Below are 25,907 nucleotides of genomic sequence, written 5' to 3'. Positions count from 1 at the left end.
GGCGCAATGAGAACTAAATGTTAATTAATGCTAACTATCTAGAAGGCGTCTGAATAGCTTGCATCGACAGCGCCTGCAAGTGTTCTGCCAGACGCTGGATAGAGCGTGGCGCACAGCCTTCCGCATCGTTACTGATAGTGACAAAGGCCGATTGACCAGCACCTGTGATGCCTTTCACGGTGCGCGCCAACACCGCCAAGGTGTGCGGGTCTGGCGTGCGGATTTCGTGAAACGGCTGGTGCTTTTCCTGTGCGACAGGGTAGCCAAAGGGACCAAATGCCGTATTCAGATTCCACCTGCAGACCAATGGCGTGGGCCAGAGGCGGCGCAGCATGGGGAGTTGCTGCTCAATGGGTGGCATCTTGCCGTGCAGGCCCAGGCACAGCGTAGCTCCATGCTGCTTGAGCACCTGCACCAGCGCCTCTTCCAGCAGCAGCGGATCACGCACCTCGACAGCCACGATCACATCCGGGGCCTGTGTCAGTGCTTCACGCGTGGCTTGCAACAGGCTGGCGAGCAGGTCATAAAGTGGCGCTGTGTGCGAGAGCATGTCCCACGGCAGGGGACTGAGTTGGTAGACCAAGACCCCCAGCTTGCTACCCAGCCCCTGCAGGGCAGGCTCTACAAACTGCTGCACAGCCAGCCCCCCGTCCAGAAAAACCGGATTGCGCTGCTGGCCCTTGCCGTCCTCGCCGCGCACCAGCGCATCGGTCACTACGTTCGGACATTTGACGACGAAGCGAAAGTCCTCAGGCACCTGCGCCGCCATCTGCGCGTACTGCTCCACGCTCAAGGGCCGCCAGAAGCTGCGGTCTACACAGACCGTGCGCATCAGCGGGTGCTGGCTCAGTGCCGTCAGCCCCTTGCGAGAGAGCACGCTGGGGTCGTATGCACCGTCCCACACCAGCCCATCCCAGCCAGGATAGGACCAGGTCGACACCCCCATGCGCAGCTGGGGCGGCATGGCCTGCGCCAGTGCCAGCAGGGCTTCGGACGGCACAACCGCCTGCACGCCCCTGGACTTGCGCACAGACTGCGCGGCAGGCGTGGTGGAGGGCGGTGGCGCATCTGCGCCAAACAGATCGTCTTGCATAGATGATGAAATTTTGAGCGATTTTGGCCCCCAGGGCAGATCCTGCCTGCGCGAACAGCTATCAAATGTGAGGATATGTTTTTGTCTATGGGCACGGCTGCGGTCTATGGCAAACTTGCGCGCTTTCGGAGCTACAGCGCCAAGGGGCGCGCAACGCATGCAAAAAATCATTGGGCAGATTGCCGCAGAGATCAAAGTCAGTGCGCAGCAGGTGACAGCTGCCGTGGAATTGCTGGACGGCGGAGCCACCGTCCCTTTCATCGCCCGTTACCGCAAGGAAGTCACAGGCGGGCTGGACGACGTGCAGCTGCGCGAGCTGGAAGCTCGTCTTGCCTATCTGCGCGAGCTGGAAGACCGCCGTGGTGCCGTGCTCAAGGCCATTGACGAGCAAGGCAAGCTCACGGACGCGCTGCGTCTGGCCATTGCCAATGCGCCCACCAAGCAGGAGCTGGAAGACATCTACCTGCCATTCAAGCAAAAGCGTCGCACCAAAGGGCAGATTGCCAAAGAGTTCGGCATTGAGCCCCTGGCCGACAAGCTGTTTGCCGACCCAACGCTGGACCCGCACGAAGAGGCGAAGGCTTTCTGCAAGCCTGCCACTACGCTGGATGACGGCAAGCCCGGCCCAGACTTTTCCACCACTTTTGCCGTGCTGGACGGTGTGCGCGACATCCTTTCTGAACGCTGGGCAGAAGATGCCACCCTGGTGCAGAAGCTGCGTGAATGGCTGTGGCAGGAAGGCCAGCTGCGCTCACGCAAGGTGGACGGCAAGGACGAAAACGACGCTGAAGTCTCAAAGTTCCGCGACTATTTTGATTACGAAGAACCCATCTGCCGCGTGCCATCGCACCGGGCGCTGGCTGTGTTCCGTGGCCGTGCGCAGGAGATTCTGGAAGTCAAGCTGGCGCAACCTGAAGAACCGGTGGTGGGTCAACCCAGCCTGGCCGAAGGCCGTATTGCCCTGCATCTGGGCTGGAGCCACGCCAAGCGCCCCGCAGACGATCTGATTCGCAAATGCATTGCCTGGACCTGGCGCGTCAAGCTCAGCCTCTCGACGGAGCGTGACCTGTTCAGCCGCCTGCGTGAAGATGCCGAGCAGGTGGCCATCAAGGTGTTTGGCGACAACCTTCGCGACCTGCTGCTGGCCGCACCTGCCGGTGCGCGTACCGTGATGGGTCTGGACCCCGGAATCCGCACCGGCGTGAAAGTGGCCGTGGTAGACAGCACCGGCAAGCTGGTGGATACCGCCACGGTCTATCCCCACGAGCCCCGCAAGGACTGGGATGGCTCGCTGGCCGTGCTGGCCCGTCTGGTGGAAAAGCATGGCGTGAACCTGATTGCCATTGGCAACGGCACGGCCAGCCGCGAAACCGACAAGCTGGCCGCTGACCTGATCAAGCTGGCTGCCAAGGTGGACAAGCAGCTGGAAAAAGTGGTGGTGAGCGAAGCCGGGGCATCGGTCTACTCGGCCAGCGAATTTGCCTCGCAGGAGCTGCCGGATGTGGATGTGAGCCTGCGAGGTGCGGTCTCCATTGCCCGCCGCCTGCAGGACCCGCTGGCAGAGCTGGTCAAGATTGACCCCAAGAGCATTGGCGTGGGTCAGTACCAGCACGATGTCAACCAGAGCGAGCTGGCACGCAAGCTGGATGCGGTGGTGGAAGACTGCGTGAACTCCGTGGGCGTAGACCTGAACACGGCTTCTGTGCCGCTGCTCACCCGCGTGTCGGGCCTGAGCGGCTCGGTGGCCAAGTCGGTGGTGCGCTGGCGTGATGCGAATGGTTCGTTCCGCAACCGCAAGCAGCTTATGGAAGTCTCTGGCCTGGGCGCCAAGACGTTTGAGCAGGCTGCAGGCTTTTTGCGCATTCGCGGGGGGGACAACCCACTGGATATGACCGGCGTTCACCCTGAAACCTACCCCGTGGTGGAGCAGATCATTGTGGCCACCGGCAAGCCTGTGGACCAGATCATGGGCCGCCCCGAAGTGCTCAAGCCCCTGAAGCCAGAGCTGTTTGCCAACGAGCAGTTCGGCCCCATCACGGTCAAGGACATTCTGAGTGAGCTGGAAAAGCCCGGACGTGACCCACGCCCTGACTTTGTTGTGGCCCGTTTTAACGATGGCGTGGAAGACATCAAGGACCTCAAGGAAGGCATGATTCTGGAAGGCACCGTGAGCAACGTGGCGCAGTTTGGCGCCTTTGTGGACCTCGGTGTGCACCAGGACGGTCTGGTGCACGTGAGCCAGATGAGCCACAAGTTTGTGGAAGACGCGCGCGAAGTGGTCAAGACCGGCCAGGTTGTGAAAGTGAAGGTGCTGGAAGTGGACGTGGCCCGCAACCGCATCAGCCTGACCATGAAGCTGGACGCCGCCCCTGCACGCCGCGATGGCCCACGCGACAACCGCTTTGAAGCTGCAAGCCGCAACCAGCAGGGCCGTGGTGGCTACGCCCAGCCCCAGCGCAGAAACGATGCCCAGCCACAAAGTGCCATGGCATCGGCCTTTGCCAAGTTGCAAGGGCTGAAGAAATAAGGCTTGGGCCTTGGCTGCAAAGAGCTGCTTCGGCAGCTCTTTTTTATTGCTGCAGAGGCGGTAAAAGCGATGGTTTACGGCCTGGATTTGCTCAAAATTCATAGCTTCCAGCGCTTGATTGACGGACGCCACATTCTGAAAACACTCATAAATCAGGCAAGGGATGACGTAAAAGCCTGACAGCCTGCAGCTGCATGGCATCTACGCGACCTGTGCCAGCCATGCACTGACGGCGACAGTGGCGCAGGAAGCAACCCAGGGCTGGGGCGATGTGCAGTGGCTGGTGGTTTCCGTCTTTCATGCCCAGCCACAGCCCATGGTGCGCCAGCTGCGCTGCCAGACAGCGATGCCGAACGCGTGCAAGCCCTGCAGCGCAGCGGGTTGCGCTCTCCCAGTCTGCTGCCTGCGTACAAGGAAGCGGTGCTCAAGGCAGCCAATGCCTTTCATGTGAAATATGCACAGGTGTCGTTGGTCGATCACGAATGGGTGCATACCCCCGGCAGTCTGCTGGCGCATGACCATGCGCCCGATGAACTGCCCGGCCTGGCACGCGATATATCCATTTGTTCCTATGTGGTTCACGATGGCGAAGCGCTGGTTGTGGAAGACGTGGCACGCGATCCACGCTTTGCCGATAACCCGGCCCTGCAGGAGGCCGAGGTCAAGTTCTATGCCGGTGTACCGCTGCGCAACAGGCAGGGCGATGTACTGGGTACGCTGTGCATCATGGATGAAGCCCCTCGGCAAATGGCTGAAGGGGAAATGGATGTCCTGCAGGAAATGGCCAAGGAGCTGGAGGAGGCATTGCGCATAGCCTCGCAGGACAAAGGCAGCACGGCCAACCCATGAAACCACGGCACTGCAGCTCGTGCATCAAGCACTTGTTGCCATATTTTTGATTCCCCGCTTTTCGCGGATGCCCAGCTTGCACTCAGCAGAGTGCGCATGCCACGAAAGTGCCAGCGAAAACTCACTTGTAAACATCTACTCACTCGCATTTCGATAGCTTCAAAGCCATATAGCATCAACGCTTTCTCGTGAGTGCGGCGCTGCATCAGGAAAAACCACACTGCTTACATTGTGTAACAATGAGCGCCTCTTTATCGAAGCCACTGGCGTATTGCCTGTGGCTTTTTTTCATTAGACCTTATGCAATTTCAAAATATTTCAGTTGCCAAAAAAGTTTGGGCATTGGTCATCGCCATTCTGGTGTTACTCGTTGCAGCCAGCCTTGGGCTGGCCCGCCACATCAGCAATCTGGAGCAGGAGGTACGTGAAAACACCAGCCTGATGGAGCATCGCATCTTGCTGGCTTCCAAGCTGAGAACAGGCATGGATCTGGGCGGTGCAGAAAATGCGGCCTCCAACCTGGGCAAGGACCTTGCCACGCAGGACTTTTTCGACGCACGCTTTGCGCGGACCAAGCAGCGCAATGCGGCCATGATGCAGGAGTTTCTGAAAGTGGCCACTACGCCTGAATCGGAAGCACTGATGGCCAGTCTGATGGCCCAGCTCAAGAAGTGCGACGCCTTGATTGATGAGTCCGACAACCTGCGCAAGCGTGGTGTGGACGTGGACGACCGCGTGCGTGGCGTGAACATGGTCTGTACTGACGAGTTCACGGCCAAGTTCGACGAAATGGTGGATCTGCAAAACCAGATGAAGCAGGCCTATCTTGCCAAGGCAGACGAGCAGCGCCGCACCGCATGGCTGGTAGCCAGCCTGTGCTTTGCCGTGGTCATCATTGTGTCCTTGCTGGTCGCTTCCTGGCTGGTGCGTCAGCTGACCGAGCCTTTGGGCCATGCCGTGGTGCTGGCGCAGGAAATTGCCAAAGGCAATCTCACCCATGAACTGAACGACAGCCGCCAGGATGAACTGGGCGTGCTGCTGCGTGCGCTGAACACCATGACACAAAAGCTGCGTGCCCTGGTGGGTGAAGTGCGCCATGGCGTGGACTCCGTACAGACGGCAGCAGCACAGATTGCGGAAGGCAACCAGGACTTGTCGGTGCGCACAGAGCAGACCGCCGCCAACCTGGAGGAAACTGCTTCCAGTCTGGAAGAGTTGAATGCGCATGTGTCACAGGCTTCGGACACTGCACGCCAGGCCAGCCAGCTGGCAGCTACCGCCGCCAAGGCGGCCGAGCATGGCGGAGACGTGGTCAGCCAAGTGGTGCACAGCATGGAGCAGATCAATACCTCCAGCCGCAAGATCAGCGACATCATTGGTGTGATTGACGGCATTGCCTTCCAGACCAATATTCTGGCGCTCAATGCAGCGGTGGAAGCCGCACGCGCTGGCGAGCAGGGTCGTGGCTTTGCCGTGGTGGCCGCAGAGGTGCGCTCTCTGGCCGGGCGCAGTGCCGAGGCTGCCAAGGAAATCAAGGAGCTGATCACCAGCAGCGTGGCCAATGTAGACACGGGCACCCAGCAGGTGGCCGAAGCCGGCAAGAGCATGCAGGACATTGTGGACAGCGTGCGCCGCGTGACCGATCTGATCAGCGAAATTGCTGCTGTCGCCACCGAGCAGCGCGATGGTTTTGGCCAGGTGAACCAGGCCGTCAACAATCTGGACCAGATGACGCAGCAAAACGCGGCCTTGGTGGAAGAGTCCAGCGCTGCTGCACTGGCCATGAAGGAGCAGACGCAGCGCCTGGCAGAGCAGGTGGCACAGTTCAACCTGGGAGCACGCCAGAACGTGATGTAAGACGGCTATAGCGCTGCGGCATACGCGGCGCTTCTAAAAGCAGAGCTGCCTGCGCTTATGTATTCTTGATTTCAAAGTTGTAATGCTTTGAAATCCAGCAAATAAAAGCGCAGGCAGCTCTTTTTTATGTAGCTTCAGAAGAAAAAATGCGCTGTTTCCAGCGCATTTTTTAGGTGCTTTGTGTTTTGTGCTTTGTGCTTTCAGCCCATTAATTTCCGCTGGAGAAAGCATCACTATTGCTCGACCTGCGCATGCAGCCTGCAATATTGTTGTTCCAGTTGTAGCCATCCGGCGCGCACTTCCAGAAGGTGGCAGGTCCTTCCAGCATGCAGACCGGGCGCGACAGGAAGTGCGCCTCGCTGCAGCTGCGCACCTGAACGGCAGGCTGTGGAGCAGGGGCTGGCGCAGCTGGAGGAGGGCTACTGCGTTGCGCCGCCTCACGTTCCCGGCGCTCTCTGGCTTCTGCTTCACGTTTGGCCTTTTCAGCCTCACGCTTGGCGCGCAGCTCTGCATCGCGCTTGGCCTTGGCTTGCGCCTCTGCCTTGGCTTTGGCTTCATCCTCTGGCGATGTGCTGGGGACGGCTGCAGCTGGGGGAAGTCCAGCCGTGTCAGGCTGGGGTGCTGGCTCAGATGCAGGAGCAGGCGCTGGCAAAGACTGCGGAGGAACGGAACCTGTAGAGGAGGTGGCCTTGTCTGCCTTGTCAGACTTGCCATCAGCACTACCCATCAGGTAATACGCAGCACCACCAGCTGCCAGCAGCAGCACCAGAACGCCTGCAATGATGTAGCGCCACATATTGCCCGGAGGAGGCGGAGGTGGTGTAGTGCCAGACTGGCCACCACCCGTCGCGGGCTGGGTCTTCAAGCTGGTATCCAGAGGCGCTGAGTGGGGCGTGGAGGGCTGGACACTTTGCGGCTGCCCCACACCTGCTGGTGATGGCTGCGACTGGCCCGCTGCTGCAGCGCCTGCACCTGCACCTGCAGTAATGGCAGTCACTGCTGCGCCGGTGCCGAACAGATCGTCAGCATCAACACCTGCTGCATCAGCAGGCTGGCTTGTGTTTGCGGTGCTTTCAGCAGTAGCTGCCTGCGCAGCTGTGGGCTGTGCGGCAGCCGCACCAGTATTCACAACCACGGGAGCAGGTGTGGATTCGCCAGTGCCAAACAGCTCATCCACTTCAGCAGGGGCTGGTGTGACAGCAGCAGGTGCAGAAGCTGCAGATGGTGCTGCGGGCTGTGTCACCTCAGGCTGAGAGCCTGCAGCATCCGTGCCGAACAGCTCATCCACATGGGTCACAGCGGCTTCGACTGCCACTGCAGCAGTGGTTGTGGCAGTAACAACAGCCGCCGCGACCAGCGCATCATCGGTCTTGGAAGCTGTGTCTGCTTCTGCTGGGGGTGTATCGGAGCCAAACAGCTCATCCACATCCAGCGGCTTTGCTGGCTCAGCGTTGACTGGGGCAGGCGTCACAACGGGGTCAGTAGCAGGTGCGCTCTCAGGCTGGGGCTGCTTGCTGCCGCAATGGCTGCAGAAGCTGGCATTGCCTCTGAGGGGGCTATGACATTCCCAGCAGGTGGGTGCCGTCGATGCTGCGCTGGGCGCAGGCGTGGTTTTCTGTCCGCATCCGGAGCAGAACGCCGCGCCGTCCGGTAGTTCTTTATTACAGTGTGGGCAATGCATGGCTCAAGCTCAACGAAGTTTGTGACCGCAGGAAGTGTAGAAGGCATCGCCTGCGCCTACCACCTGGTGGCATGCAGGGCAGCTGATTGTTGCAGCTGCTGCAAGCTGGGCCACGGGCGCAGGGGGCGTACTGGTGCCTGTGCAGCAGGAGTTGGCACGGGGGCAGGTGCCGCAGCTGGAGCCGCTGAAGGGACAGGCGCGGCAGGGGTTTGCACAGGTGCTGGCGCAGTGGCAGCAGCATAGGACTGACGGTTAGCTGTGTTGATTGTCTTGACCGCAGCCTGCAGCGCTTGCAGCTGACCGCCTTCCGTGGTTGCCACATAGACACGCATGCCTGCTGCAGGAGGAACTTCAGACATCCATTCCTTTTCCAGCGTGAACAGGTATTTTTTATTTATTGCCATTGGAATTAATCAAGCCTGTGCCGTGCTGACAGTCGCGCAGGATAGTGCCTTGGTGCATGTTTGTTTGCATGGTGTAGTTAGTGGTTATAAACAAAGCTTTATTGCACAAAAGCACAGCAATGCATCTAAACCGGGCAATATATCGCGATGCATGATCTGCAATGTGCTTAAAGCACAGTATTTACTTGGCTGAATGTTTTATTTTTTCTTCTCAAGACAGCACATCACAACTTCTGGAATCACCGCTTTGGCGACTGATTTTGTGAATGATGCTGATCTACGCACCTGCATTCGTGCGAATACTTAGCCAAAAGATAAAGAAAACTGCGGTCAGCAAAGCTGAAACCGCAGTTGACAAAAGCTGGCTTACGCATCAGAGGCTTGCATGAAGCAGGCCAACAGCCTGCGCATCAGGCATAGACATGGTCAAAAAACTGTCGCTCCAGTTGTACGGCACGCTGAAAGTAGCTGGCAGCTTCAGTGCGCTCTGCCTCGCTCAGATCTGTTGCAATGCGATCCAGCTCACTGCGCAGCCAGCCGACAAAGCCACGGAAAAAGTCATTCGCGTGCAGCGTGATCCATTCTGCATGCTCAAATCGTGCAGGCAGGGGCAGATGCTTTTTGGCGGGCTGATCAGCCCAGTCCAGGTACAGGCCTTCAGCCACGGCCAGCACCGCAATGCAGTTGGCGTACTTCTGGCTTTGCGCCGCTTCATGCATGAGCTGCTGAAATGCCTGGGTAGGCGCCGTCAGCGCAGGCTGCAGGCGTTCTGACGCGGGAACACCCAGCGCATCAAAGCAGCGCAGAAAATAAGTGTTCTCATCGCTGGTAATCATGGCTGCAAATTGCGACAGCGTAACGCGAGGTGCAAACACATCGGCACTGGCAATGGCTGCGCCCAGCAATGCCACAAAGCGGTTGATGAACTGATAGTCCTGCACCAGATAACGGCGCAGCACGTCATCACTGAGGCTGCCATCAAAAATCTCATGCACGAAGCGGTGCTGCACGCAGGCATTCCAGTCATCCAGACAAAGCTGGCGCAGCTGTTCGGCAAATCCTGTGGCGACACTCGCCGGGGCAGTGGTGGCAGACATATGGTCCTGGTCTCCTGAAACGCTCTATATATGTACGGGCTTAAATGCTGCGCTGCAGCGCGCGTATTGTGCAGGCAAATCTGCGCAGCCCTTTGACCTGCATGCCGACCTGCTGGCAGTGCAAGACGCAAAAAACATAGCTGTCAGCGCTTGATGAATCTTGATTTCGAAGATGCTTTACCTTGAAACCAAGATGAATCAAGCGCTAGCCGCTCTCTTTCTAATAGAAGTCGCAAACACTGCCAGCGCTACTCCTCATCCATCAGATTCGCGGCCTGGTTGTGGATCACGGATTCCGCGCGGAAGTAGCCCAGCACGGTCGCCACGCTCTGGTGCCCCGTCAGTGCCATGGTCTCCGCCAGCGGCACATTGCGCTTGCCAGCTTCCGTCACAAAACCCGAGCGCAGGGAGTGCGCTGAAAAATCACCTTCCACTCCCGCCAGAGCGCAGCGTTCCTTGACGATGGCGCGTACTGCGGGTGCCTGCAGGGGCTCGCCCACATGGCCACCTTTGCGGATACGGCGAAAGATGGCGCCTTCCGTGATCTCGCTGGCCTGCAGCCAGTCACTTAGCGCTTTGCCTGCCGCTCCCAGCACCGGCTTGGTGTTCTCAGGCAGGTCTGCGCCGCTCTGGTTGGTTTTGGAGACAGCCAGTTCATACAGATATTGATCCGGGCCAATTTGCCGCAGGTACTGCATGTCTGCTGCACTGACTTCAGAGCGGCGACGGCCGCCGCTGCTCCAGGCAAACAGGAGCAGGGCGCGATCGCGCTTGCCGCGCAGGCTGTCGTCACAGGTGGCCAGCAGCTTTTGCAGCACATCTTTGGTGATCGCCGCTTTTTTCTGTGCACGCTCGCCACGTTTGGCGTAGGCCTTGCGCGTGCGTGAGAGCAGTTCGCGCACGCGCTCGTCATGACAGGGATTGGGCAGACCGCGGTTCTGGTGCGCCTTGGACATGACAGCCACACGGTGCACCAGGGTGTTGTGTGAGGGCGGACCTAGCCTGGCCTTGCAGCCGGACTGCACCAGCGCAGCGTCAATCGATGCAGGCAGCTCACAGCGCAAGCCATAGGGCGTGCTGCGCTGGGCGTGGTCCGCAATAAACAGCAGCACAGTTTCCACGGGCAAGGGCAGGGCAATGGCTTGCCCCATGCGGAACTGGTGCCAGCCTGCCCAGTAGCGCATGGCGCTCTGGTAGCTGCGCACTGTGTTTTCTGCTTCACCTTCTCTGAGCAGCTCACGCAGGGCATTGAGCGTGCTCTGGCTGAGCTGCGTGAGGCTTTGCGCCCCAGATCCGGCGAGCAGTTGGTTTTCACCTGACATATGTTGTATTTTTTCTATATTACGTATTAAATATTACATGTTATGTATGTTGTTATATAATAATATTTAACAACTCACGATAACAATCTCTTATCGATGGTAATCTACTTCCTATGCAACCAGTAGCACCAAAAACATCGCGTGGCATTCAAGAGGCAGACGTCTGGGCTGCCGCAGACGCCTTGCTGGCCGATGGCCAGAAACCCACGATTGAAAAAGTCCGCCAGCGCATGGGGCGCGGCTCCCCCAATACCGTGGCCCCCATGCTGGACGCCTGGTTCGCCACACTGGGCGCACGCCTGGGGCTGAATCAGCAGACGCAGGAGCTGCGCAATTCCGTGCCCAACGAAGTGCTGGAAGCCGCACAAACCCTGTGGAGCAGTGCACTGGAGCAAGCGCGTGAACTCGCAGAACAGGCACTGGAAGTCAGAGAAAAGGCAGCCAGTGAGATGGAGCAGGCGCTGCAAGGCCTGCAAGCCAAACTGGCACAACGCGAAGAAAGCCTGCAGCAGCAAAAAGAGGCCATGGATGCCGCACTCAAGCTGGCCCATGCCCAGCGCGAAGATCTGTCGCGCCGCCTCGATGAAATGCAGCAGCAGTTGACAGAGCGTGACCAGTGGCTGGAAAAGCTGCGCCAGGAAAATGCCGAGCAGCGCAAGGCCAAGGAAGCCCTGCGTGAGCAGCACTCCCGCGAGCTGGAAGCAGCTGCGCAAGAGCGCCAGCGGCTGGCCGAGCAGTTCGCAGGCAATGAGCGCCGCATGCTCTCTGACGTGGATCGCAGCCGCCAGGAAGCGGAAAAGCTCAAGAAACAAATGCAGGATGCAGAGCGCGCCGCCGCTGCACGCTATGAAGAGCTGCAAAACCGCCATCTGCAGACCGAGGAAGAATTGCTGACCACCCGTGCTGCTCACATCAATCTGCAGCAGGCCCTGGACATGGCCAATGAGCGCGTAGCTGAACTCAAGCTGCTGCTGCAGGCTCGTACTGCTGCCCCTGCAGAGTTCGCAGCAGCCGCCGAAGCACCAGCCGACAAGCAGCGCAATAGCCGTTCGTTGCAGCGCCGTGCACTGTCGCAGCGCTCGCTACGACTGGGGCGCAAATCCATCTGATAGCCGTCCCGTGGGTGGCTGCAGCGGCACAGCCATCCACTTTTGAGCTTTGTCCTACAAACAAGGCCCTGCACAGCGCCGCAACTGCTGGACAATAGTTCTTTGAAGGTGAGCACCGTGGCCTCACCTGCAAGGATTCGCTCTTTCCCCATGACTGCTGCAGCAGCACATCCCCATCCATCTCTGTCATCACTGAAAGTTCTGGTACTTGCGGCCGGGCAGGGCCAGCGCTTTACAGCCAGTGGTGGGCGCACGCACAAGCTGCAAGCTTCTTTATTCGATAAACCAGTGCTGCAGCATGTGCTGGATACGGTGGCCGATGCAGGCTTGCAGGCCTTTGTGGTTCGCCCTGACGGCGCAGCCACCGCGGGCATGGGTGACTCGATTGCCAGCGGGGTACGCGCAAGCTCTGATGCCTCAGGTTGGCTCATCCTGCCTGGCGATATGCCTCTGGTACACGCGGCCACACTGCGCACCATTGCGCAGCAACTTCTGAGTACTGACCGCTTTGACGCTGTGCAGCCCGTCTGCAATGGCCAGCCTGGCCACCCCGTAGGTTTTAGCGCCCCATGTGCTGCGGCGCTGCAGCAGCTCACTGGCGACCAGGGCGCGCGCTCGGTACTGCAACAGCTGCGCAGCCAGGGCAGGGTGGTGCAACTGCCCGTCGAAGACCCAGGCATCCTGCAAGACATAGACACGCTGGACGATTTGCAGCGCGCGCAAGCCGTGCTGGAGCAAGGTGCTTTGGTGCGCCCGCTGTCAACCCCATAGAAAGACTCCCCGATGGACGCTGTAGATATCACCGTATTGCGCGCACTCAAGGCCTGGCGAGAAGCGGGTGAAGACGCCTTGCTTGTCACCGTCGTCAAAACCTGGGGCTCCTCACCGCGCCCTGTTGGGGCCATGCTGGCGGTCAGAGTCGGAGTGGAAATGGTGGGCTCTGTCTCAGGCGGCTGCATCGAAGACGATGTGTTCCAGCGTTTTGCCGATATACGCGACATGCCAGCCACCACATTGCTGCGTTATGGCGTAAGCGCCGAGGAAGCACATCGCTTTGGCCTGCCATGCGGTGGCACGATTGAACTGATGGTGGAGTGCAATCCCAGCCTGCAGTCCATCGATGCCTTGCTGACACAGCTGGATGCAGGGCTGCTGGTGCAGCGCAGGGTAGACCGGGCTTCCGGCAGCGTTGAACTGGAGCCTGTGAAAGCCTATGTGCCTTTGCAGTTGACGGAGCAGGCCATGTCCTTGTGCATTGGCCCACGCTGGCGCATGCTGCTCATTGGCGCAGGGGTGCTGGCCCAGTATCTGACCACCATTGCACACAGCACAGGCTTTGCCGTGACGGTGTGCGACCCACGCTCCGAGCACAGCTTCAGCTGGGATGAAAGCCTGGCACCGCTGATGCGCTGCATGCCAGACGACGCCGTACAGGCATTCAAGCCTGATTACAGCAGCTGCATCGTCACCCTGAGCCATGACCCCAAGCTCGATGACCTGGCTATTCTGGAAGCATTAGGCAGCCCGGCCTTTTATGTCGGAGCCATTGGCTCCCGCCGCAATAACGAGGCCCGACGCGCCCGACTGATGGAGCATTTCGATGTCTCGCCTGCAGTCATGCAGCGCCTCAGAGGCCCGATTGGTCTTTTTATAGACAGCAAAACCCCGGCAGAGATCGCGGTGAGCATCATGGCAGAAATCATTGCCGTGAAAAACGGGGTGCCCTTGCTGCCGGAAATGCAGGTCTGCGCTGGCAAAGCGCTGCACGAACTGCGTGCCAGGGCCGAGGCCTAACAGCGAAAGAAACCGCTGCAGCACAAACCTGAAGGCAAGATTCAGGTATACCGACCTCAAGGTGTTGGATTTTTTACGCCCATCTCAATAATCCAAGACTGTTGGCGTAGGAATTTTCCTTCATGTACGTAGGAATTCAAGAAATTCAGGACACAACTTCAATCAATAAAAACAATAAGACATTGTTTTTATTAAGTTTATTTTGTTTGAAAAATGTTTGATTCATCTAGCACTGACAAGACTTGCTGAATTGAAAAGTGCCATTTCTTTGGCACACTCTCACAGCACACAGATATTCATGCTCCACGAATCACCCAATACATCAGCCCATGTGCTTGAGTATGTCTTGCGGTGAGGTCCAGACAGGAAAAACAAATAATGGCTGCAAGTTTTAGTCGCCGCGACTTTATCAAGTTAGGCACATTTGGCAGCATCACCGTCATGCTGGGGCGCCTGCCCGTGACGCAGGCGACGGAGGTGCATTCTGGTCCCCAGACCAGTGAGTGGATGGCGCCCAACGGGGATGTCAAATACCGCTGGGATGCCATTCGCAAGGTGACGGGGGAGAAAGTGTTCGCACGCGACTTCCGCGCCAAGGATCTTGCGGGCTGGCCACAGGAACAGGCCCATGCCTTTTTCCTGAAAGCCACTGATATCGAACACAGCTTTGAGGACATTGATCTTTCCGTACTTGGGCAAGATCTGCAGCCAGACCAGCTGGTACGTCACGAAGACATGGCGCGTGACGGCATCGCCGTGCCAGAACTGCAGGATCTGGGCATTGGCTTTTACGGCTACAACTTCCTGCTGCCCAAAGGTGAAACATCGCCCATGTATGGCCATCCTGTGGCTTTGCTGGTCTACAAGGATTTTGATCGCTTTGAGGCAGCCAAACGCCTGCTGCGCTTTGACAAGAACGTTGTCAAATATGGCAAGCACACAGGCCCCAAGCCACCACCCAACTATGGTGCAGCCCGCTATGTGCGCATTGGCGGTGAGACGCCATCTGCAACGCCCGCCTTTTCGCCCATGCAGGATGCAGTGATCTGGGGCAATTTTGACGGCGACACGCCCGTGTGGCCCAGCCCGGATGCAGAAGGCTTTCTGGTGCCGCGCTCCGTCATGCTGCGGCATCGCGGGGGTGGGGCAGTGCGTGATCCAGAGCAGGTGGCCCACGAAACCTATGAACCCATGCGCCGGGGCATGGCAGCAGCCAAGGCCCTGGAAGCAGAAATCGAGGCAGCACGCCAGAACCCGAACAAGCTGGTGCTGCAGCGCCAGGGTTTTTCGCAGTCTATTGACCCCAGTGCCATGGAGCCGGACAACGGCAATGCCTGGTACGACGCGGCCAGCAAAACGCTGCACATCATGATTGCAGCGCAGTCGCCCTACGAGGTGGCGCGGGTGGCAGCCTTCATGATGAAGGACAACAAGCGCTTCCCCGTAGAGAACATCGTGCTGCTGTCTGGCTCGACGGTGGGCTATGGCTCCAAGGACCACTCCATCTTTCCGTTCTACGTGATTGCTGCCTGCTTCTACGGCAATGGTTTGCCCGTGCGGCTGGCCAATGACCGCTATGAACAGTTCCAGATGGGCATGAAACGCCACAGTATTGAGGCAGACCTGACACTGGTGGCAGATCGTGCAACCGGCAAGTTTGAATTGCTCAAGGCTTTCTACAACTGCAACGGAGGAGGGCGGGCCAACTTCTCTTTCTCTGTGGCACAGGTAGCGGCTACTGCCGGGCAGTCTATTTATTACTTCCCCAAGTCCGACATGTCCAGCGCCGCTATTGCAAGTGCAGCAGTGGAAGCAGGTTCCATGCGCGGTTACGGCACGATTCAGGCCATGTCCCTGACGGAGCTGCTGGTCGATGAGGCGGCTGCCGAGCTGAAGATCGACCCGATTGAACTGCGCCGCCGCAACGCACTGCGTGCAGGCGATGCCAACACCCAGGGTGCAGTGCAGCTGGGTGATCCACGCAATGTGGAAATGCTGGAACTCGCGGCCAAGCATCCGCTGTGGACCAACCGTGACAAGGCCAAGGCAGCCTACGAGGCGCAGCACCCTGGCAAGCGCTACGGTGTGGGCTTTGCCCAGGTCCAGAAGGACTACGGCACAGGCGCTGATACCTCGGCACTGGTGCTGGAGTTTGATGCCCAGGGCCAGATCACCATGCGCCATTGCGTGCAGGAAATTGGCACAGGCGCCACCACAGCGCAGCAAGTCATGGTGCAGCGCATGCTGGGCAAAGCACCAGACGTGACGATCTGGGGCGAAACCGACTTCCCGCAGCTGCCGCTCAAGAGCAATTTCGAGCCTTTTACCATTACCCAGGAGCAGCAGGACGAGCTCTCACGCGACCCGCACTGGGTACCGTGCATTCTGCCGGCCATGAGTGCCTCCAACAGCGCTTACTTTCTGGGCTTTGGCACACGTCAGGCTGCACAGTTTCTGCTGGAGAACACCATCTGGCCTGCCGCCAAGGCCATCTGGAGCAGTGGCCCAGCAGGCGGGCAGATCGCCAGTGGCAATGTGACCCTGCAGGATTTGCGTGCCGTGCCCGGCGGCATTGGCGGTGGCGGCATGGCCACCATTGCTTTTGCGGACATTGCCCGCAAGGCACATGAGATGGGCCTGGTCACCGGTGTGGCCGTGCACTGCTTCAGCCGCTGGGAATGGGCAAGGGCGGACTTTGACATCCCCGGTGTTGGCAAGCGCCATCTGGCAGTCGATGCGCTTGCCGTGCGCTACGGCGATGGTGCACCGCAAGCCCTCAAGTCGCGCATGACGACTGGCGGCTATGACTTTATTGCACGCAGTCAGGTGCATTTCCCCTCTGCCCAGCGCAACAACGCAGGTGTGACGACCTACACGCCTGCTGCCTGTCTGGTGGAGCTGAACGTCAACACCTTTACCGGTGAAGTGCAGATCATGAGCCACCACAGTCTGCTGGACCCCGGCAGCGTCATCGTTCCCGCGCTGGTCTCCGGCCAGCAGCAGGGTGGGGTGGCCATGGGCATTGGCCACGCACTGATGGAAGAGTTGCCGCTGTACGCCGATGGCCCCGGCAATGGCACCTGGAACTTCAACCGCTACACCTTGCCCCGTGCACGGGATGTAGCGGTCTGGACCCAGACTGCAGACTATCTGGAGCCCTTGACCGAAACCTCCCCACCCAAAGGCATGGCTGAGGTGGTGATGATCCCCGTCGTCGCTGCAACCGTGAATGCGGTGACGCACGCGACCGGCACACGTTTTTATCGTCTGCCCGTGACCCCTACCAAAATCAAAAAGGCGCTGATGCTATGAGTCTGGAAAAACGCCCTCTCGCACTGACGATCAATGGTCAAAGCATTGGCCCTGTGGACGTACCCGTCGGTATGCCCATGATCGACTTTCTGCATGACTATCTGAACCTGACTGGCACACGCTTTGGCTGCGGCCAAGGCATATGCCATGCCTGCACGGTCATGGAGCTGCGCGAAGGCAATACACCCATAGAGACACGCACCTGCGTGTTTGATGCCCATTTCTTCAATGGCAAGAAGATCATCACCATTGAAGGCCAGGCCAAGCGTGACGAAAAAGGGCAGGTGCAGGAGCTCACACCCGTGCAGCAAGCCTTTATCGAGCACTTTTCCTTCCAGTGCGGCTACTGCACACCGGGCTTTGTGACGGCTGCCACCGTCTTCATTGAGTCACTCAAGCAAAAGCCGGTAGCGCGCGCTGAGCTGCGCAGCCGTATTGAGGCATCGTTGAACGACCACATCTGCCGCTGCACGGGCTATGTCCGTTACTACCAGGCGGTAGAGGAAGTGGCGCTGAAGACACCAGGCTGCGTAATCGGCTGAAGGAGATGACGATGAAAAGCCATACCTTGCGCAACAGCCTGCTGGGCATTCTGATTCTGCTGATCGTCTTGTCCATTGCCGTGCTGGTTGGCGTGTTTCGTAGCAGCAGCGTCGCCCCGCAGGCCAAACAGCCGCTCAGTGATGCCCAGATGCATGACCTGATCCCCACAGGCCGGGAACTGGCGCTGGCAGGTAACTGCATGGGCTGCCACTCGCAGGCCCAGGGTCCCATGGGAGCAGGGGGCGTGCCCATTGACACACCTTTTGGCACGTTGCACTCCACCAACATCACGCCAGACCCCACCTACGGTATTGGCAAGTACACGCGCGAAGACTTTCACCGCGTGATGCGTGATGGCATTGCACCCGGCAATCGCAATCTGTATCCCGGCATGCCGTTTGTGTTCACGCACATTACGCGGCCTGACGATATCGACGCCCTGTATGCCTACATCATGAGCGTGCCGCCCATTGCACAGCCCAATGCGAACAACACCGGCGTGTTCACCTTGCCCGTGCGTCCGTTCATGAACTTCTGGGCGCTGATCAACTTCCCGGACCGTGAACCACCCACACGCCAGGGCGCTTCCGAGCAATGGCTGCGCGGTGCCTATCTGGTGGAAGGCCTGGGCCACTGCGGTGCCTGCCATACGCCACGCAATATCACCATGGGGGTGTCGTTCTCGCGCTCCTTGCAGGGCGGTGATGCGATTGACGGCTTGACGGTGCCCAACATCACGGCTGAAACGCTGGCACAGCGCGGCTTTGATGCGGCATCGCTGAGCCAGTATCTGCGCACAGGCACTTCGGCGCAGGGCACATCGTTTGGCAGCATGTACACAGTGACGCATTTCTCCACCAGCGCCATGCAGCGCGAAGATGTGGATGCAATTGCTACCTATCTGATGACCGACAAGCAAGGCAAGCTGCTGACTGCAGCACCTGGCCCCGAAGCATTGCCGATAGCTTCTGATCCACTGCTGCAGCCAGGCCGCCTGAGCTATATGTCTGCCTGCGCGGCATGCCACGGCGTAAGTGGTGAGGGCATTCCCAATGTCGCGCCGCCCATGCGTGGCAATACTGCCGTCATGATGGAAGACCCGAACAATCTGGTCACAGTCATCCTCCATGGCGTACAGACGCAGACCTTTGCTGGCAACGAGCGCATGTATGCCATGCCTGGTTTTGCCGACCGCATGAGTGCAGCAGACGTTGCAGGACTGGCCACCTGGATGCGTGCGCAATGGGGCGCTCAGGCGCAACCCGTGACTGCAGAGCAGGTGCAAAAGCTCATCCCCAAGACATACGACTGACGCGCTTTGCGCCTTCGAACCATCCAGCCGTGCTGAGAGCGATCTCAGCGCGGCTTTTTCATGCATATGGCACACACGCCAACGCACAAGCGCTTTACAAAAAATAGCTGCTAGCGCTTGCAAAATCTTGTTTTCAAAGTCTTATGGCATTGAAAACCATATGAATTCAGCGCAAGCAGCTCTGTTTTCAATAGTGCAGTACCCAAGCTATGCTGCGATGACTGGATAGCTTCATACATTAGCTATTTAACATAATATACATTGTATTTAATTCGCAGATCCCCACAGGGTAAGCACCGATTGGGCTACTTAGTTGCCTGTGCAACTATTTGAACATTCATCCACGTTGATTGTTCATTGCGTTTTGCCCAATAGCTATGCACCAGCCAGATTCCACACCCCGTCCTTCGATTTACTACGACTACCAAGTCTTTCAGCCATGGTTGCCCAGCGCGCATGGCACGCCAAGCCGCCAGCAAGTGGTGATCGTTGGCAGCGGCCCTTCAGGCATGGTGACGGCGCTGGAGCTGGCGCGTTACGGTGTGCGTAGCGTGGTGCTGGAGTCCGAGCTGCAGGTTTCCGCTGGCAGCCGCGCCATTGTCTTTACCCGCCGCAGCATGGAAATCCTGCAGCAAGTGGGCGTGGCAGACCGTATGGTCGAAAACGGTCTGCCATGGCAGTTTGGCAATTCCTACTATCGCGGCCAGCGCGTTTTCCGCATGGAAGCACCGCACGATGCGGATGATCGCTTTGGCCCCATGCTCAATATCCAGCAGCAATACATGGAGCAATACCTGCTGGAGGCATGCGAGGCATCGGACTTGATTGACTTTCGCTGGGGCAACAAAGTGGTGAAAGTCAGCCAGGACGCACAGACCGCCACACTGGAAATTGATACGCCCGAGGGCACATACACGCTGGAAACAGACTGGCTGGTCGCTGCTGACGGTGGCCGCTCCGGCATCCGGCAGGGATTTGGCCTGAAGATGGAAGGCGCTTCCTACGAAGGCCTGTTTGTGATTGCAGATATCAAGGTCGATCTGCCGCTGCCCACGGAGCGCCTGGCCTTTTTTGACCCTGAGTGGAACCCCGGCAACACCATCTTGATGCACCGTGAGCCACACGGCATCTGGCGCCTGGACTATCAGCTGCCTGCAGGTGAGACACCTGAAGAGGCGCTGGCACCTGAATCCTTGAAGTCGCGCATCGATGCGCAGCTGGCCATGATCGGCTATCCGGGTATTGCCTGGGAGCTGGACTGGTCCTCGGTGTACTCCGCCCGCACGCTGACACTACCCAGCTATGTGCATGGCCGTACCCTGTTTACTGGCGATGCCGCCCACCTCCTCCCCATCTTTGGCGTGCGCGGTGCCAACACAGGTTTTCAGGATGCGCAGTCACTGGCATGGCATCTGGCCATGGTCGTGCAAGGCCGCGCAAAGCCCAGCCTGCTGGAAAACTACAGCCGCGAACGCGTAGGTGCGGCACGCGAAATCATTGACGAGGCTGGCAAAAGCACACGCTTCATGACCCCGCCCACCAAGGGCTTTCGCCTGCTGCGCGATGCCGTCCTGTCTCTGTCATTGACGCAGGAGTTTGTGCGTCCCCTGTTCCACTGGCGCACTTCCCGCCCCCATGCCTACGAGCATTCAGCCCTGAACAGCCCATGTGATGACAACGCCCTCTTCGCTGGTGGCCTATCCCATGGCGCACCGCCACAGAACATACGCCTGGGCGAAGACCAGTTCCTGTTGGACAAGCTGGGCGCGGCTTTCGAGCTGCTGTACTTCACAGATGCAGACGCCCTGCCAGCAGACATTCAGAGGGTAGTCACCGACATTCAAGCCACAGGCATGCCGCTGCGTGTGACGGCCATCCGCCGCAGTGGCACAGCCAGCGTTCTGGGAGTTGACCAGACCTTGCTGGACCCTGCAGGTCAGGTGCACCAGCGCTATGGCGTGCAGCAGGCAGGCAGCGCGTATCTGCTGCGACCTGACCAGCACGTCTGCGGCCGCTGGCTGCAGCTCGATGCACAACGCCTGAAAGCCACTTTGGAGCACATCCAACAATGCTGAATCACCTGGAGACAAGCACCATGACCCGTAACCCCAACACCTCCAGTCTGGCCGATACCGAGGCCATCTACGATTTGCTGGCCGAGGCCATTGACCAGGCTGGCCCCGGAAAAACCGAGCTTTTCCTCACCAAGCTGGCTTTGCTGCAATCGCACGCTATTGGCCATGTGCCCAGCGTGCAGCAATATGTGAACACGGCTTTGCAGGATCTGTGACGCGCTTTTGCCAGGGCGCATCACGACTCAACCCCTTCAGGAGACAAACACCATGCTGATTCAAAAAATTCACCACGTGGCCTACCGCTGCAAAGACGCCAAAGAGACCGTGGAGTGGTACACCAAGCATCTGGACATGAAGTTCGTGCTGGCCATTGCCGAAAACGAAGTGCCTTCCACCAAGGCACCTGATCCTTATATGCACGTGTTTCTGGATGCCGGTGATGGAAACATTCTGGCCTTCTTTGAGCTGCCCACCAAACCAGAAATGGGCCGCGATGAAAACACGCCTTCGTGGGTGCAGCACCTGGCCCTGAAAGTAGAGTCACTGGATGTGCTCAAGTCCACCAAAGCGCGTCTGGAGTCCGAAGGTATCAAGGTCATCGGCCCTGTTGACCACACCATTTTCTATTCGATCTATTTTTTTGACCCCAACGGCCACCGCCTGGAACTGGCTGCCGATGTCGGTACACCCGAGATGTACGCAAAGCTCGATGCCGTGAAGTGGGACATGCTGCAGGAGTGGAGCGAAACCAAGCGCGCCCCCAAACATGCGGCCTGGATGCATGACGGCAGCATGCGCAAGCAGTAAGAACCGCCAAGCCTGTGGCTTTGCGCCATATTTTTCCCTCCGCAGCGCTCGCACTTGTGCCGCTGCGGCTTTTGCATTTGTACTTTTTCCGTTGAATGCCATTTGCCATGACAGACTTTTTGAACGAAACCCACAACCCTGAACTGCGCAGCTGGGTGGGCAGCGCCAATGTGGCCGGATGTGACTTTCCCATCCAGAACCTGCCTTTTGCCAGCTTCAAGCGCAGCGGCAGCAGCGAGCCCATGCGTATCGGCGTGGCCATTGGCACTGAAATTCTGGATTTGACGGCCGCTGCAAAGACGGGCGTTTTTTCGGACCAGGCCGCCGAGGCTTTGCAAGCGGTGGCACAGCCCACGCTGAACGCACTGATGGCACTGGGCAAGCCCTGCTGGAGTGCGCTTCGTCTGGCCCTGTCGCGCGCTTTGCGAGAAGGTGCAGCGCAGCAATCGGCCCTGCAATCCTGCCTGGTTCCGCAAGCTGAAGTGGAATACGCCCTGCCCGCGCAGATTGGTGACTACACCGACTTCTACACCTCCATCTACCACGCCACCAACATCGGTCGACTCTTTCGCCCCGACAATCCATTGATGCCCAATTACCAGTGGGTGCCGATTGGCTACCACGGCCGTGCATCCAGTGTGGTGATTTCGGGTGAAAACTTTGCGCGTCCATGCGGCCAGATCAAGGCACCTGATGCACCTGCACCTGTGCTTGCACCCAGCAAGCGCCTGGATATTGAGCTGGAACTGGGTGTATTCATTGGCAGCGGCAACACGCTGGGCCAGCCTATTCCTCTGAGCCAGGCCGAAGACCATGTCTTTGGCATCTGCCTGCTCAACGACTGGTCCGCCCGAGATATTCAGGCCTGGGAATACCAGCCGCTGGGCCCCTTCCTGGCCAAAAACTTCGCGACTACGATTTCCCCCTGGGTTGTCACCCTGGAGGCATTGGCCCCCTACCGCGCCCCGCTGGAGCGCCCTGCGCAAGACCCGCAGCCCCTGCCCTATCTGGACAGCGCAGACAATCGCAGCCACGGCGCGCTCGACATTCAACTGGAAGTGGGCCTGCAAACCAGCCAGATGCGTCAGCACGACCCTAAGGCAGAAGCTCGCATCTGCCGCACCAGCTACCGCCATGCCTACTGGACCATGGCACAGATGGTGACGCACCACACCGTCAATGGCTGCAACCTGCAGCCCGGCGATCTGCTGGGGACAGGGACGCTGTCCGGCCCCACACTGGATCAGGCAGGCGCACTGATCGAGTTGACCAGCGGCGGCAAAAATCCCTTGCAACTGCCCAATGGAGAGCAACGCACCTTCCTGGAAGATGGCGATGCAGTGGTCCTGCGCGGCTGGTGCGAAAAACAAGGCTTTGCGCGCATCGGTTTTGGTAGCTGCTGGGGCACGATCCTGCCTGCTAAACAGCCAATTTGAGCCCGGAAACAGCCATGAAGCACTACAACTACTTTCGCAGTGGCACTTCCCACCGCCTGCGCATTGCGCTCAACCTCAAAGGTGTCAGCGCGGAGTACATTCCGGTCGATCTGCGCGCAGAAGCGCATTTGCAGTCTGACTTCACCACGGTAAACCCCCAGGGGCTGGTTCCCGCCCTGGTGCTGGACAGCGGCGAAGTGCTGACCCAGTCTCCCGCCATCATTGAATGGCTGGAAGAGCGCTACCCTGAGCCATCGCTGCTGCCCGATACCCCTGAAGCACGCGCTCATGTGCGCGCCCTGGCTGCGCTGGTCGGATGTGATATTCACCCCGTGAACAACCGCCGCATTCTGGAGTATTTGCGCCATCAGTTTGGTGCGAATGAAGACGCCATCAACCAGTGGTGTGGACACTGGATCACGGCTGGTTTTGATGCCTATGAGGCACTGCTGGCGCAGCATGGGCAGACCGGGCCCTACAGCTGGGGCGACAGCCCCACACTGGCCGACGTCTATCTGGTGCCACAGGTAGAAAGCGCACGCCGCTTCAAAGTGGATGTGTCGCGCTGGCCCAGAATCTCGGCCATTGATGCTGCCTGCGCCAAGCTGCCAGCGTTTGCACAGGCATCTCCCTGGACACAGCCAGACACACCGGCTTAAAAACGATCAAGGGCTGCGTCCACAGCCCTTGTTGTTGCGTAGCGCTATAGAAAAACGCCCTGCATGCGCCAGATCATGCAGGGCGTTGTGCTTGGGAAAGCAGTGTCAGGCCGATTCGGTCACCAAGGTGCCGCGACGGATCTGGTCACGCTCGAGCGACTCAAACAGCGCCTTGAAGTTACCCTCTCCAAAGCCTTCATCGTTCTTGCGCTGAATGAACTCAAAGAATACGGGGCCCAGCAAAGGCTGAGAGAAGATCTGCAGCAGCAGGCGCTTTTCGCCATTGGCCGTCGTGCCATCCATCAAAATGCCGCGCGTCTGCAGTTCGGCAACGGGTTGGCCGTGGCCTGGCATGCGCTCTTCCAGCATTTCGTAATAGATGTCATTGGGCGCAGTCATCAGAGGCACCCCGGCCATTTGCAAGGCATCCACACTGGCGATGAGATCGTCGGTCAGCAAGGCAATGTGCTGAATACCTTCACCGTTGAACTGCATCAGGAACTCTTCAATCTGACCGCCGTTCTTGCCCGACTCTTCATTGAGCGGGATGCGAATCATGCCATCGGGGGCCGTCATGGCCTTGGATGTCAGCCCCGTGTATTCGCCCTTGATATCGAAGTAGCGAATCTCACGGAAGTTGAACAGGCGCTCGTAAAAATCTGCCCAGAACGCCATGCGGCCTTTGTACACGTTGTGCGTCAAGTGGTCTATGACTTTGAAGCCGTGGCCTGTCGGGTGACGATCTACACCGTCAAGGTATTCAAAGTCGATGTCATAAATGCTCTTGCCGTCTTCGAAACGGTCAATCAGATACAGCGGTGCACCGCCAATGCCTTTGATGGCAGGCAAGCGCAACTCCATCGGACCTGTGGGAATTTCAATGGGTTGCGCGCCCAGCTCCAGCGCACGGTTGTACGCGTAGTGCGCATCCTTGACGCGGAAAGCCAGACCACAGGCACTGGCACCATGCTCTGCCGCAAAGTAGCTGGCGATGCTTTTGGGTTCACGGTTGACGATGAAGTTGATGTCTCCCTGGCGATAAAGCACCACATCCTTGGAGCGATGCTTTGCGACCAGCGTAAAGCCCATGCGCTCAAACAATGGCTCCAGCACTTGCGCCATGGGAGAGGCAAACTCCACGAATTCGAAGCCGCACAGCCCCATGGGGTTGTCATACAAATCTGCCATTTCTGTCTCCTTGGTCGTTTGCATGCAGCTCTCCGATGAACGTTTCTGCATGCAAAAAGATTTCTTAACTGCTCCTGCTGCTCTGATCCCGGAGCATGTCAAGATAGTTGTCGCCTCATTCCTTGCCCGTAGATCAGCAGCCATGCATTGGATAAAGTCTAAAAATCAAGCCTCACAAAGAGTTTTTATTTGAAGCGCTGGATTTCCCTTAAGCACCAAATAAAAATTCATCCAAAGCCAATAAAAAGAGAAAATATTTCCTATGAATGAGACAAGCATCACACTGGACCGCATCGACCAGAAAATCCTGGCCCACCTGCAGACCAACGCACGCGCGACCAATCTGGAGCTGGCGCAAGTGGTGCAGCTGTCTCCCGCGCAGTGCCACCGGCGCCATAAGCGGCTGGAAGAACTGGGGCTGATTCGTGCCTACGAAGCGCGGCTGGAACCTGCAGCGCTGGGCTGGAGCGTGACAGCCTTTATTCATGTATCCATGGAGCGCAGCCATGTCCGCGAGCTGGAGCAATTTCTGGTGCATGTGCGCCAGCTGGCTGAGGTACTGGAGTGCTACTCCGTCACTGGTGACTTTGACTATGTGCTCAAAGTCACTGCGCGGGATTTGCCATCGCTGTCCCGCTTCCTGATGGGCACGCTCATGCGTCTGCCTGGCGTGGCATCTGTGCGCTCCAGTGTCTGCATGGATGAAATCAAATGCACCAGTGCGCTGCCTGTCGAGCTGTAATCCATCCGCTGGAATCTGAGCTTTGCGTTAATAGATTTCTCATTGCTTTTCCACCTGAATAATCAAACTCAACGAGAAAAAACTCGGGAAACCTCTTGGT

General features: G+C 58.5%; 21 protein-coding genes and 1 pseudogene. 16 read left to right on the top strand and 6 right to left on the bottom strand.

Features of this window, described 5'->3' with window-relative positions:
• Nucleotides 1-34: 34 nt before the first annotated feature.
• Entirely contained in the window at nt 35-1,093 is a 1,059-nt protein-coding gene (locus B5M06_RS13760; RefSeq protein ID WP_054065314.1) for a DUF72 domain-containing protein, read from the bottom strand.
• A 157-nt stretch (nt 1,094-1,250) separates the two neighbouring features.
• Between B5M06_RS13760 and B5M06_RS13755 the strand changes: the two genes are divergently transcribed.
• The 3 genes from B5M06_RS13755 to B5M06_RS17665 all read left to right on the top strand — a co-directional run bounded on the left by B5M06_RS13755 (nt 1,251) and on the right by B5M06_RS17665 (nt 6,326).
• A complete protein-coding gene (locus B5M06_RS13755) occupies nt 1,251-3,620 on the top strand; it encodes a Tex family protein (protein WP_054065313.1) in 2,370 nt (789 codons plus the stop codon).
• Between the two features lie 357 nt (nt 3,621-3,977).
• Nucleotides 3,978-4,469, top strand: a complete 492-nt coding sequence (locus tag B5M06_RS13750; RefSeq protein ID WP_162777366.1) for a GAF domain-containing protein — start codon at nt 3,978-3,980, stop codon at nt 4,467-4,469.
• A gap of 342 nt (nt 4,470-4,811) precedes the next feature.
• Nucleotides 4,812-6,326 (top strand): methyl-accepting chemotaxis protein, encoded by a 1,515-nt coding sequence (locus B5M06_RS17665; protein ID WP_162781735.1) that lies wholly within the window; start codon nt 4,812-4,814, stop codon nt 6,324-6,326.
• Nucleotides 6,327-6,534: 208 nt separating this feature from the next.
• Here the strand turns inward: B5M06_RS17665 and B5M06_RS13740 are convergent, their stop codons facing one another.
• Together B5M06_RS13740 and B5M06_RS17735 are read right to left on the bottom strand one after the other, a co-directional pair.
• On the bottom strand, nt 6,535-7,797 hold the full coding sequence (locus tag B5M06_RS13740) for a flagellar basal body-associated FliL family protein (RefSeq protein WP_054065310.1): 1,263 nt from the start codon (nt 7,795-7,797) through the stop codon (nt 6,535-6,537).
• 57 nt (nt 7,798-7,854) lie between these two features.
• Nucleotides 7,855-8,007: pseudogene (locus B5M06_RS17735) on the bottom strand (zinc-ribbon domain-containing protein); the annotation flags it as partial.
• 330 nt (nt 8,008-8,337) lie between these two features.
• Here B5M06_RS17735 and B5M06_RS17095 point away from each other — a divergent pair.
• The gene (locus B5M06_RS17095) at nt 8,338-8,604 is read left to right on the top strand and encodes a hypothetical protein (protein WP_162777365.1); all 267 of its coding nucleotides are present in this window, start codon (nt 8,338-8,340) and stop codon (nt 8,602-8,604) included.
• A gap of 217 nt (nt 8,605-8,821) precedes the next feature.
• On the opposite strand, the gene B5M06_RS13730 is transcribed toward B5M06_RS17095, so the two are convergent.
• Complete coding sequence (locus B5M06_RS13730; protein ID WP_054065308.1) at nt 8,822-9,508, bottom strand: TenA family protein; 687 nt, start codon at nt 9,506-9,508, stop codon at nt 8,822-8,824.
• Nucleotides 9,509-9,756: 248 nt separating this feature from the next.
• Nucleotides 9,757-10,830: a site-specific integrase gene (locus B5M06_RS13725; protein ID WP_054065307.1), complete on the bottom strand. Its 1,074-nt coding sequence runs from the start codon at nt 10,828-10,830 to the stop codon at nt 9,757-9,759.
• A 113-nt stretch (nt 10,831-10,943) separates the two neighbouring features.
• Between B5M06_RS13725 and B5M06_RS13720 the strand changes: the two genes are divergently transcribed.
• The 11 genes from B5M06_RS13720 (at nt 10,944) to maiA (ending at nt 23,877) form a co-directional block, all read left to right on the top strand.
• A complete protein-coding gene (locus tag B5M06_RS13720; RefSeq protein ID WP_054065306.1) occupies nt 10,944-11,939 on the top strand; it encodes a DNA-binding protein in 996 nt (331 codons plus the stop codon).
• Nucleotides 11,940-12,089: 150 nt separating this feature from the next.
• Nucleotides 12,090-12,710 carry a nucleotidyltransferase family protein gene (locus B5M06_RS13715; RefSeq protein ID WP_054065305.1) on the top strand — a complete coding sequence of 207 codons (621 nt, stop codon included), beginning with the start codon at nt 12,090-12,092 and terminating at the stop codon, nt 12,708-12,710.
• 12 nt (nt 12,711-12,722) lie between these two features.
• Nucleotides 12,723-13,733 (top strand): XdhC family protein, encoded by a 1,011-nt coding sequence (locus B5M06_RS13710; protein WP_054065304.1) that lies wholly within the window; start codon nt 12,723-12,725, stop codon nt 13,731-13,733.
• Between the two features lie 378 nt (nt 13,734-14,111).
• Nucleotides 14,112-17,045, top strand: a complete 2,934-nt coding sequence (locus B5M06_RS13705; protein WP_054065303.1) for a xanthine dehydrogenase family protein molybdopterin-binding subunit — start codon at nt 14,112-14,114, stop codon at nt 17,043-17,045.
• Nucleotides 17,042-17,587: a (2Fe-2S)-binding protein gene (locus B5M06_RS13700; RefSeq protein WP_054065302.1), complete on the top strand. Its 546-nt coding sequence runs from the start codon at nt 17,042-17,044 to the stop codon at nt 17,585-17,587. Before B5M06_RS13705 ends, B5M06_RS13700 begins: the two co-directional genes overlap by 4 nt.
• An 11-nt stretch (nt 17,588-17,598) precedes the next feature.
• The gene (locus tag B5M06_RS13695; RefSeq protein ID WP_054065301.1) at nt 17,599-18,900 is read left to right on the top strand and encodes a cytochrome c; all 1,302 of its coding nucleotides are present in this window, start codon (nt 17,599-17,601) and stop codon (nt 18,898-18,900) included.
• A gap of 377 nt (nt 18,901-19,277) precedes the next feature.
• Nucleotides 19,278-20,975, top strand: coding sequence for an FAD-dependent monooxygenase (locus B5M06_RS13690; protein WP_054065300.1), 1,698 nt, complete (start codon nt 19,278-19,280; stop codon nt 20,973-20,975).
• A gap of 20 nt (nt 20,976-20,995) precedes the next feature.
• Nucleotides 20,996-21,190, top strand: a complete 195-nt coding sequence (locus B5M06_RS13685) for a hypothetical protein (protein WP_054065341.1) — start codon at nt 20,996-20,998, stop codon at nt 21,188-21,190.
• A gap of 52 nt (nt 21,191-21,242) precedes the next feature.
• On the top strand, nt 21,243-21,782 hold the full coding sequence (locus B5M06_RS13680; RefSeq protein ID WP_054065299.1) for a VOC family protein: 540 nt from the start codon (nt 21,243-21,245) through the stop codon (nt 21,780-21,782).
• 107 nt (nt 21,783-21,889) lie between these two features.
• Nucleotides 21,890-23,218, top strand: coding sequence for a fumarylacetoacetase (gene fahA, locus B5M06_RS13675; protein ID WP_054065340.1), 1,329 nt, complete (start codon nt 21,890-21,892; stop codon nt 23,216-23,218).
• Between the two features lie 14 nt (nt 23,219-23,232).
• Nucleotides 23,233-23,877 (top strand): maleylacetoacetate isomerase, encoded by a 645-nt coding sequence (gene maiA / locus B5M06_RS13670; protein WP_054065339.1) that lies wholly within the window; start codon nt 23,233-23,235, stop codon nt 23,875-23,877.
• A 105-nt stretch (nt 23,878-23,982) separates the two neighbouring features.
• Here the strand turns inward: maiA and hppD are convergent, their stop codons facing one another.
• Nucleotides 23,983-25,065, bottom strand: a complete 1,083-nt coding sequence (hppD, locus tag B5M06_RS13665) for a 4-hydroxyphenylpyruvate dioxygenase (protein ID WP_054065338.1) — start codon at nt 25,063-25,065, stop codon at nt 23,983-23,985.
• Nucleotides 25,066-25,327: 262 nt separating this feature from the next.
• On the opposite strand from hppD, the gene B5M06_RS13660 reads away from it, so the two are divergent.
• Entirely contained in the window at nt 25,328-25,807 is a 480-nt protein-coding gene (locus tag B5M06_RS13660; RefSeq protein WP_054065298.1) for an Lrp/AsnC family transcriptional regulator, read from the top strand.
• Nucleotides 25,808-25,907: the final 100 nt, after the last annotated feature.

It is taken from the genome of Comamonas kerstersii, assembly GCF_002056725.1.
Lineage (GTDB): Bacteria > Pseudomonadota > Gammaproteobacteria > Burkholderiales > Burkholderiaceae_C > Comamonas > Comamonas kerstersii.
Note: the sequence above shows the minus strand (reverse complement) of the source record. Positions and strands in the feature narration are given on the sequence as shown.

Excerpts from the sequence above, each read along its gene's own strand:
- hppD (WP_054065338.1), bottom strand. The coding sequence starts at position 25,065 with ATGGCAGATTTGTATGACAACCCCATGGGGCTGTGCGGCTTCGAATTC.
- maiA (WP_054065339.1), top strand. The coding sequence starts at position 23,233 with ATGAAGCACTACAACTACTTTCGCAGTGGCACTTCCCACCGCCTGCGC.
- B5M06_RS17095 (WP_162777365.1), top strand. The coding sequence starts at position 8,338 with ATGCCTGCTGCAGGAGGAACTTCAGACATCCATTCCTTTTCCAGCGTG.
- B5M06_RS13695 (WP_054065301.1), top strand. The coding sequence starts at position 17,599 with ATGAAAAGCCATACCTTGCGCAACAGCCTGCTGGGCATTCTGATTCTG.
- fahA (WP_054065340.1), top strand. The coding sequence starts at position 21,890 with ATGACAGACTTTTTGAACGAAACCCACAACCCTGAACTGCGCAGCTGG.
- B5M06_RS13725 (WP_054065307.1), bottom strand. The coding sequence starts at position 10,830 with ATGTCAGGTGAAAACCAACTGCTCGCCGGATCTGGGGCGCAAAGCCTC.
- B5M06_RS13690 (WP_054065300.1), top strand. The coding sequence starts at position 19,278 with ATGCACCAGCCAGATTCCACACCCCGTCCTTCGATTTACTACGACTAC.
- B5M06_RS13700 (WP_054065302.1), top strand. The coding sequence starts at position 17,042 with ATGAGTCTGGAAAAACGCCCTCTCGCACTGACGATCAATGGTCAAAGC.
- B5M06_RS13720 (WP_054065306.1), top strand. The coding sequence starts at position 10,944 with ATGCAACCAGTAGCACCAAAAACATCGCGTGGCATTCAAGAGGCAGAC.
- B5M06_RS13660 (WP_054065298.1), top strand. The coding sequence starts at position 25,328 with ATGAATGAGACAAGCATCACACTGGACCGCATCGACCAGAAAATCCTG.
- B5M06_RS13680 (WP_054065299.1), top strand. The coding sequence starts at position 21,243 with ATGCTGATTCAAAAAATTCACCACGTGGCCTACCGCTGCAAAGACGCC.
- B5M06_RS13705 (WP_054065303.1), top strand. The coding sequence starts at position 14,112 with ATGGCTGCAAGTTTTAGTCGCCGCGACTTTATCAAGTTAGGCACATTT.
- B5M06_RS13730 (WP_054065308.1), bottom strand. The coding sequence starts at position 9,508 with ATGTCTGCCACCACTGCCCCGGCGAGTGTCGCCACAGGATTTGCCGAA.
- B5M06_RS13715 (WP_054065305.1), top strand. The coding sequence starts at position 12,090 with ATGACTGCTGCAGCAGCACATCCCCATCCATCTCTGTCATCACTGAAA.
- B5M06_RS13685 (WP_054065341.1), top strand. The coding sequence starts at position 20,996 with ATGACCCGTAACCCCAACACCTCCAGTCTGGCCGATACCGAGGCCATC.
- B5M06_RS13710 (WP_054065304.1), top strand. The coding sequence starts at position 12,723 with ATGGACGCTGTAGATATCACCGTATTGCGCGCACTCAAGGCCTGGCGA.
- B5M06_RS13760 (WP_054065314.1), bottom strand. The coding sequence starts at position 1,093 with ATGCAAGACGATCTGTTTGGCGCAGATGCGCCACCGCCCTCCACCACG.
- B5M06_RS13755 (WP_054065313.1), top strand. The coding sequence starts at position 1,251 with ATGCAAAAAATCATTGGGCAGATTGCCGCAGAGATCAAAGTCAGTGCG.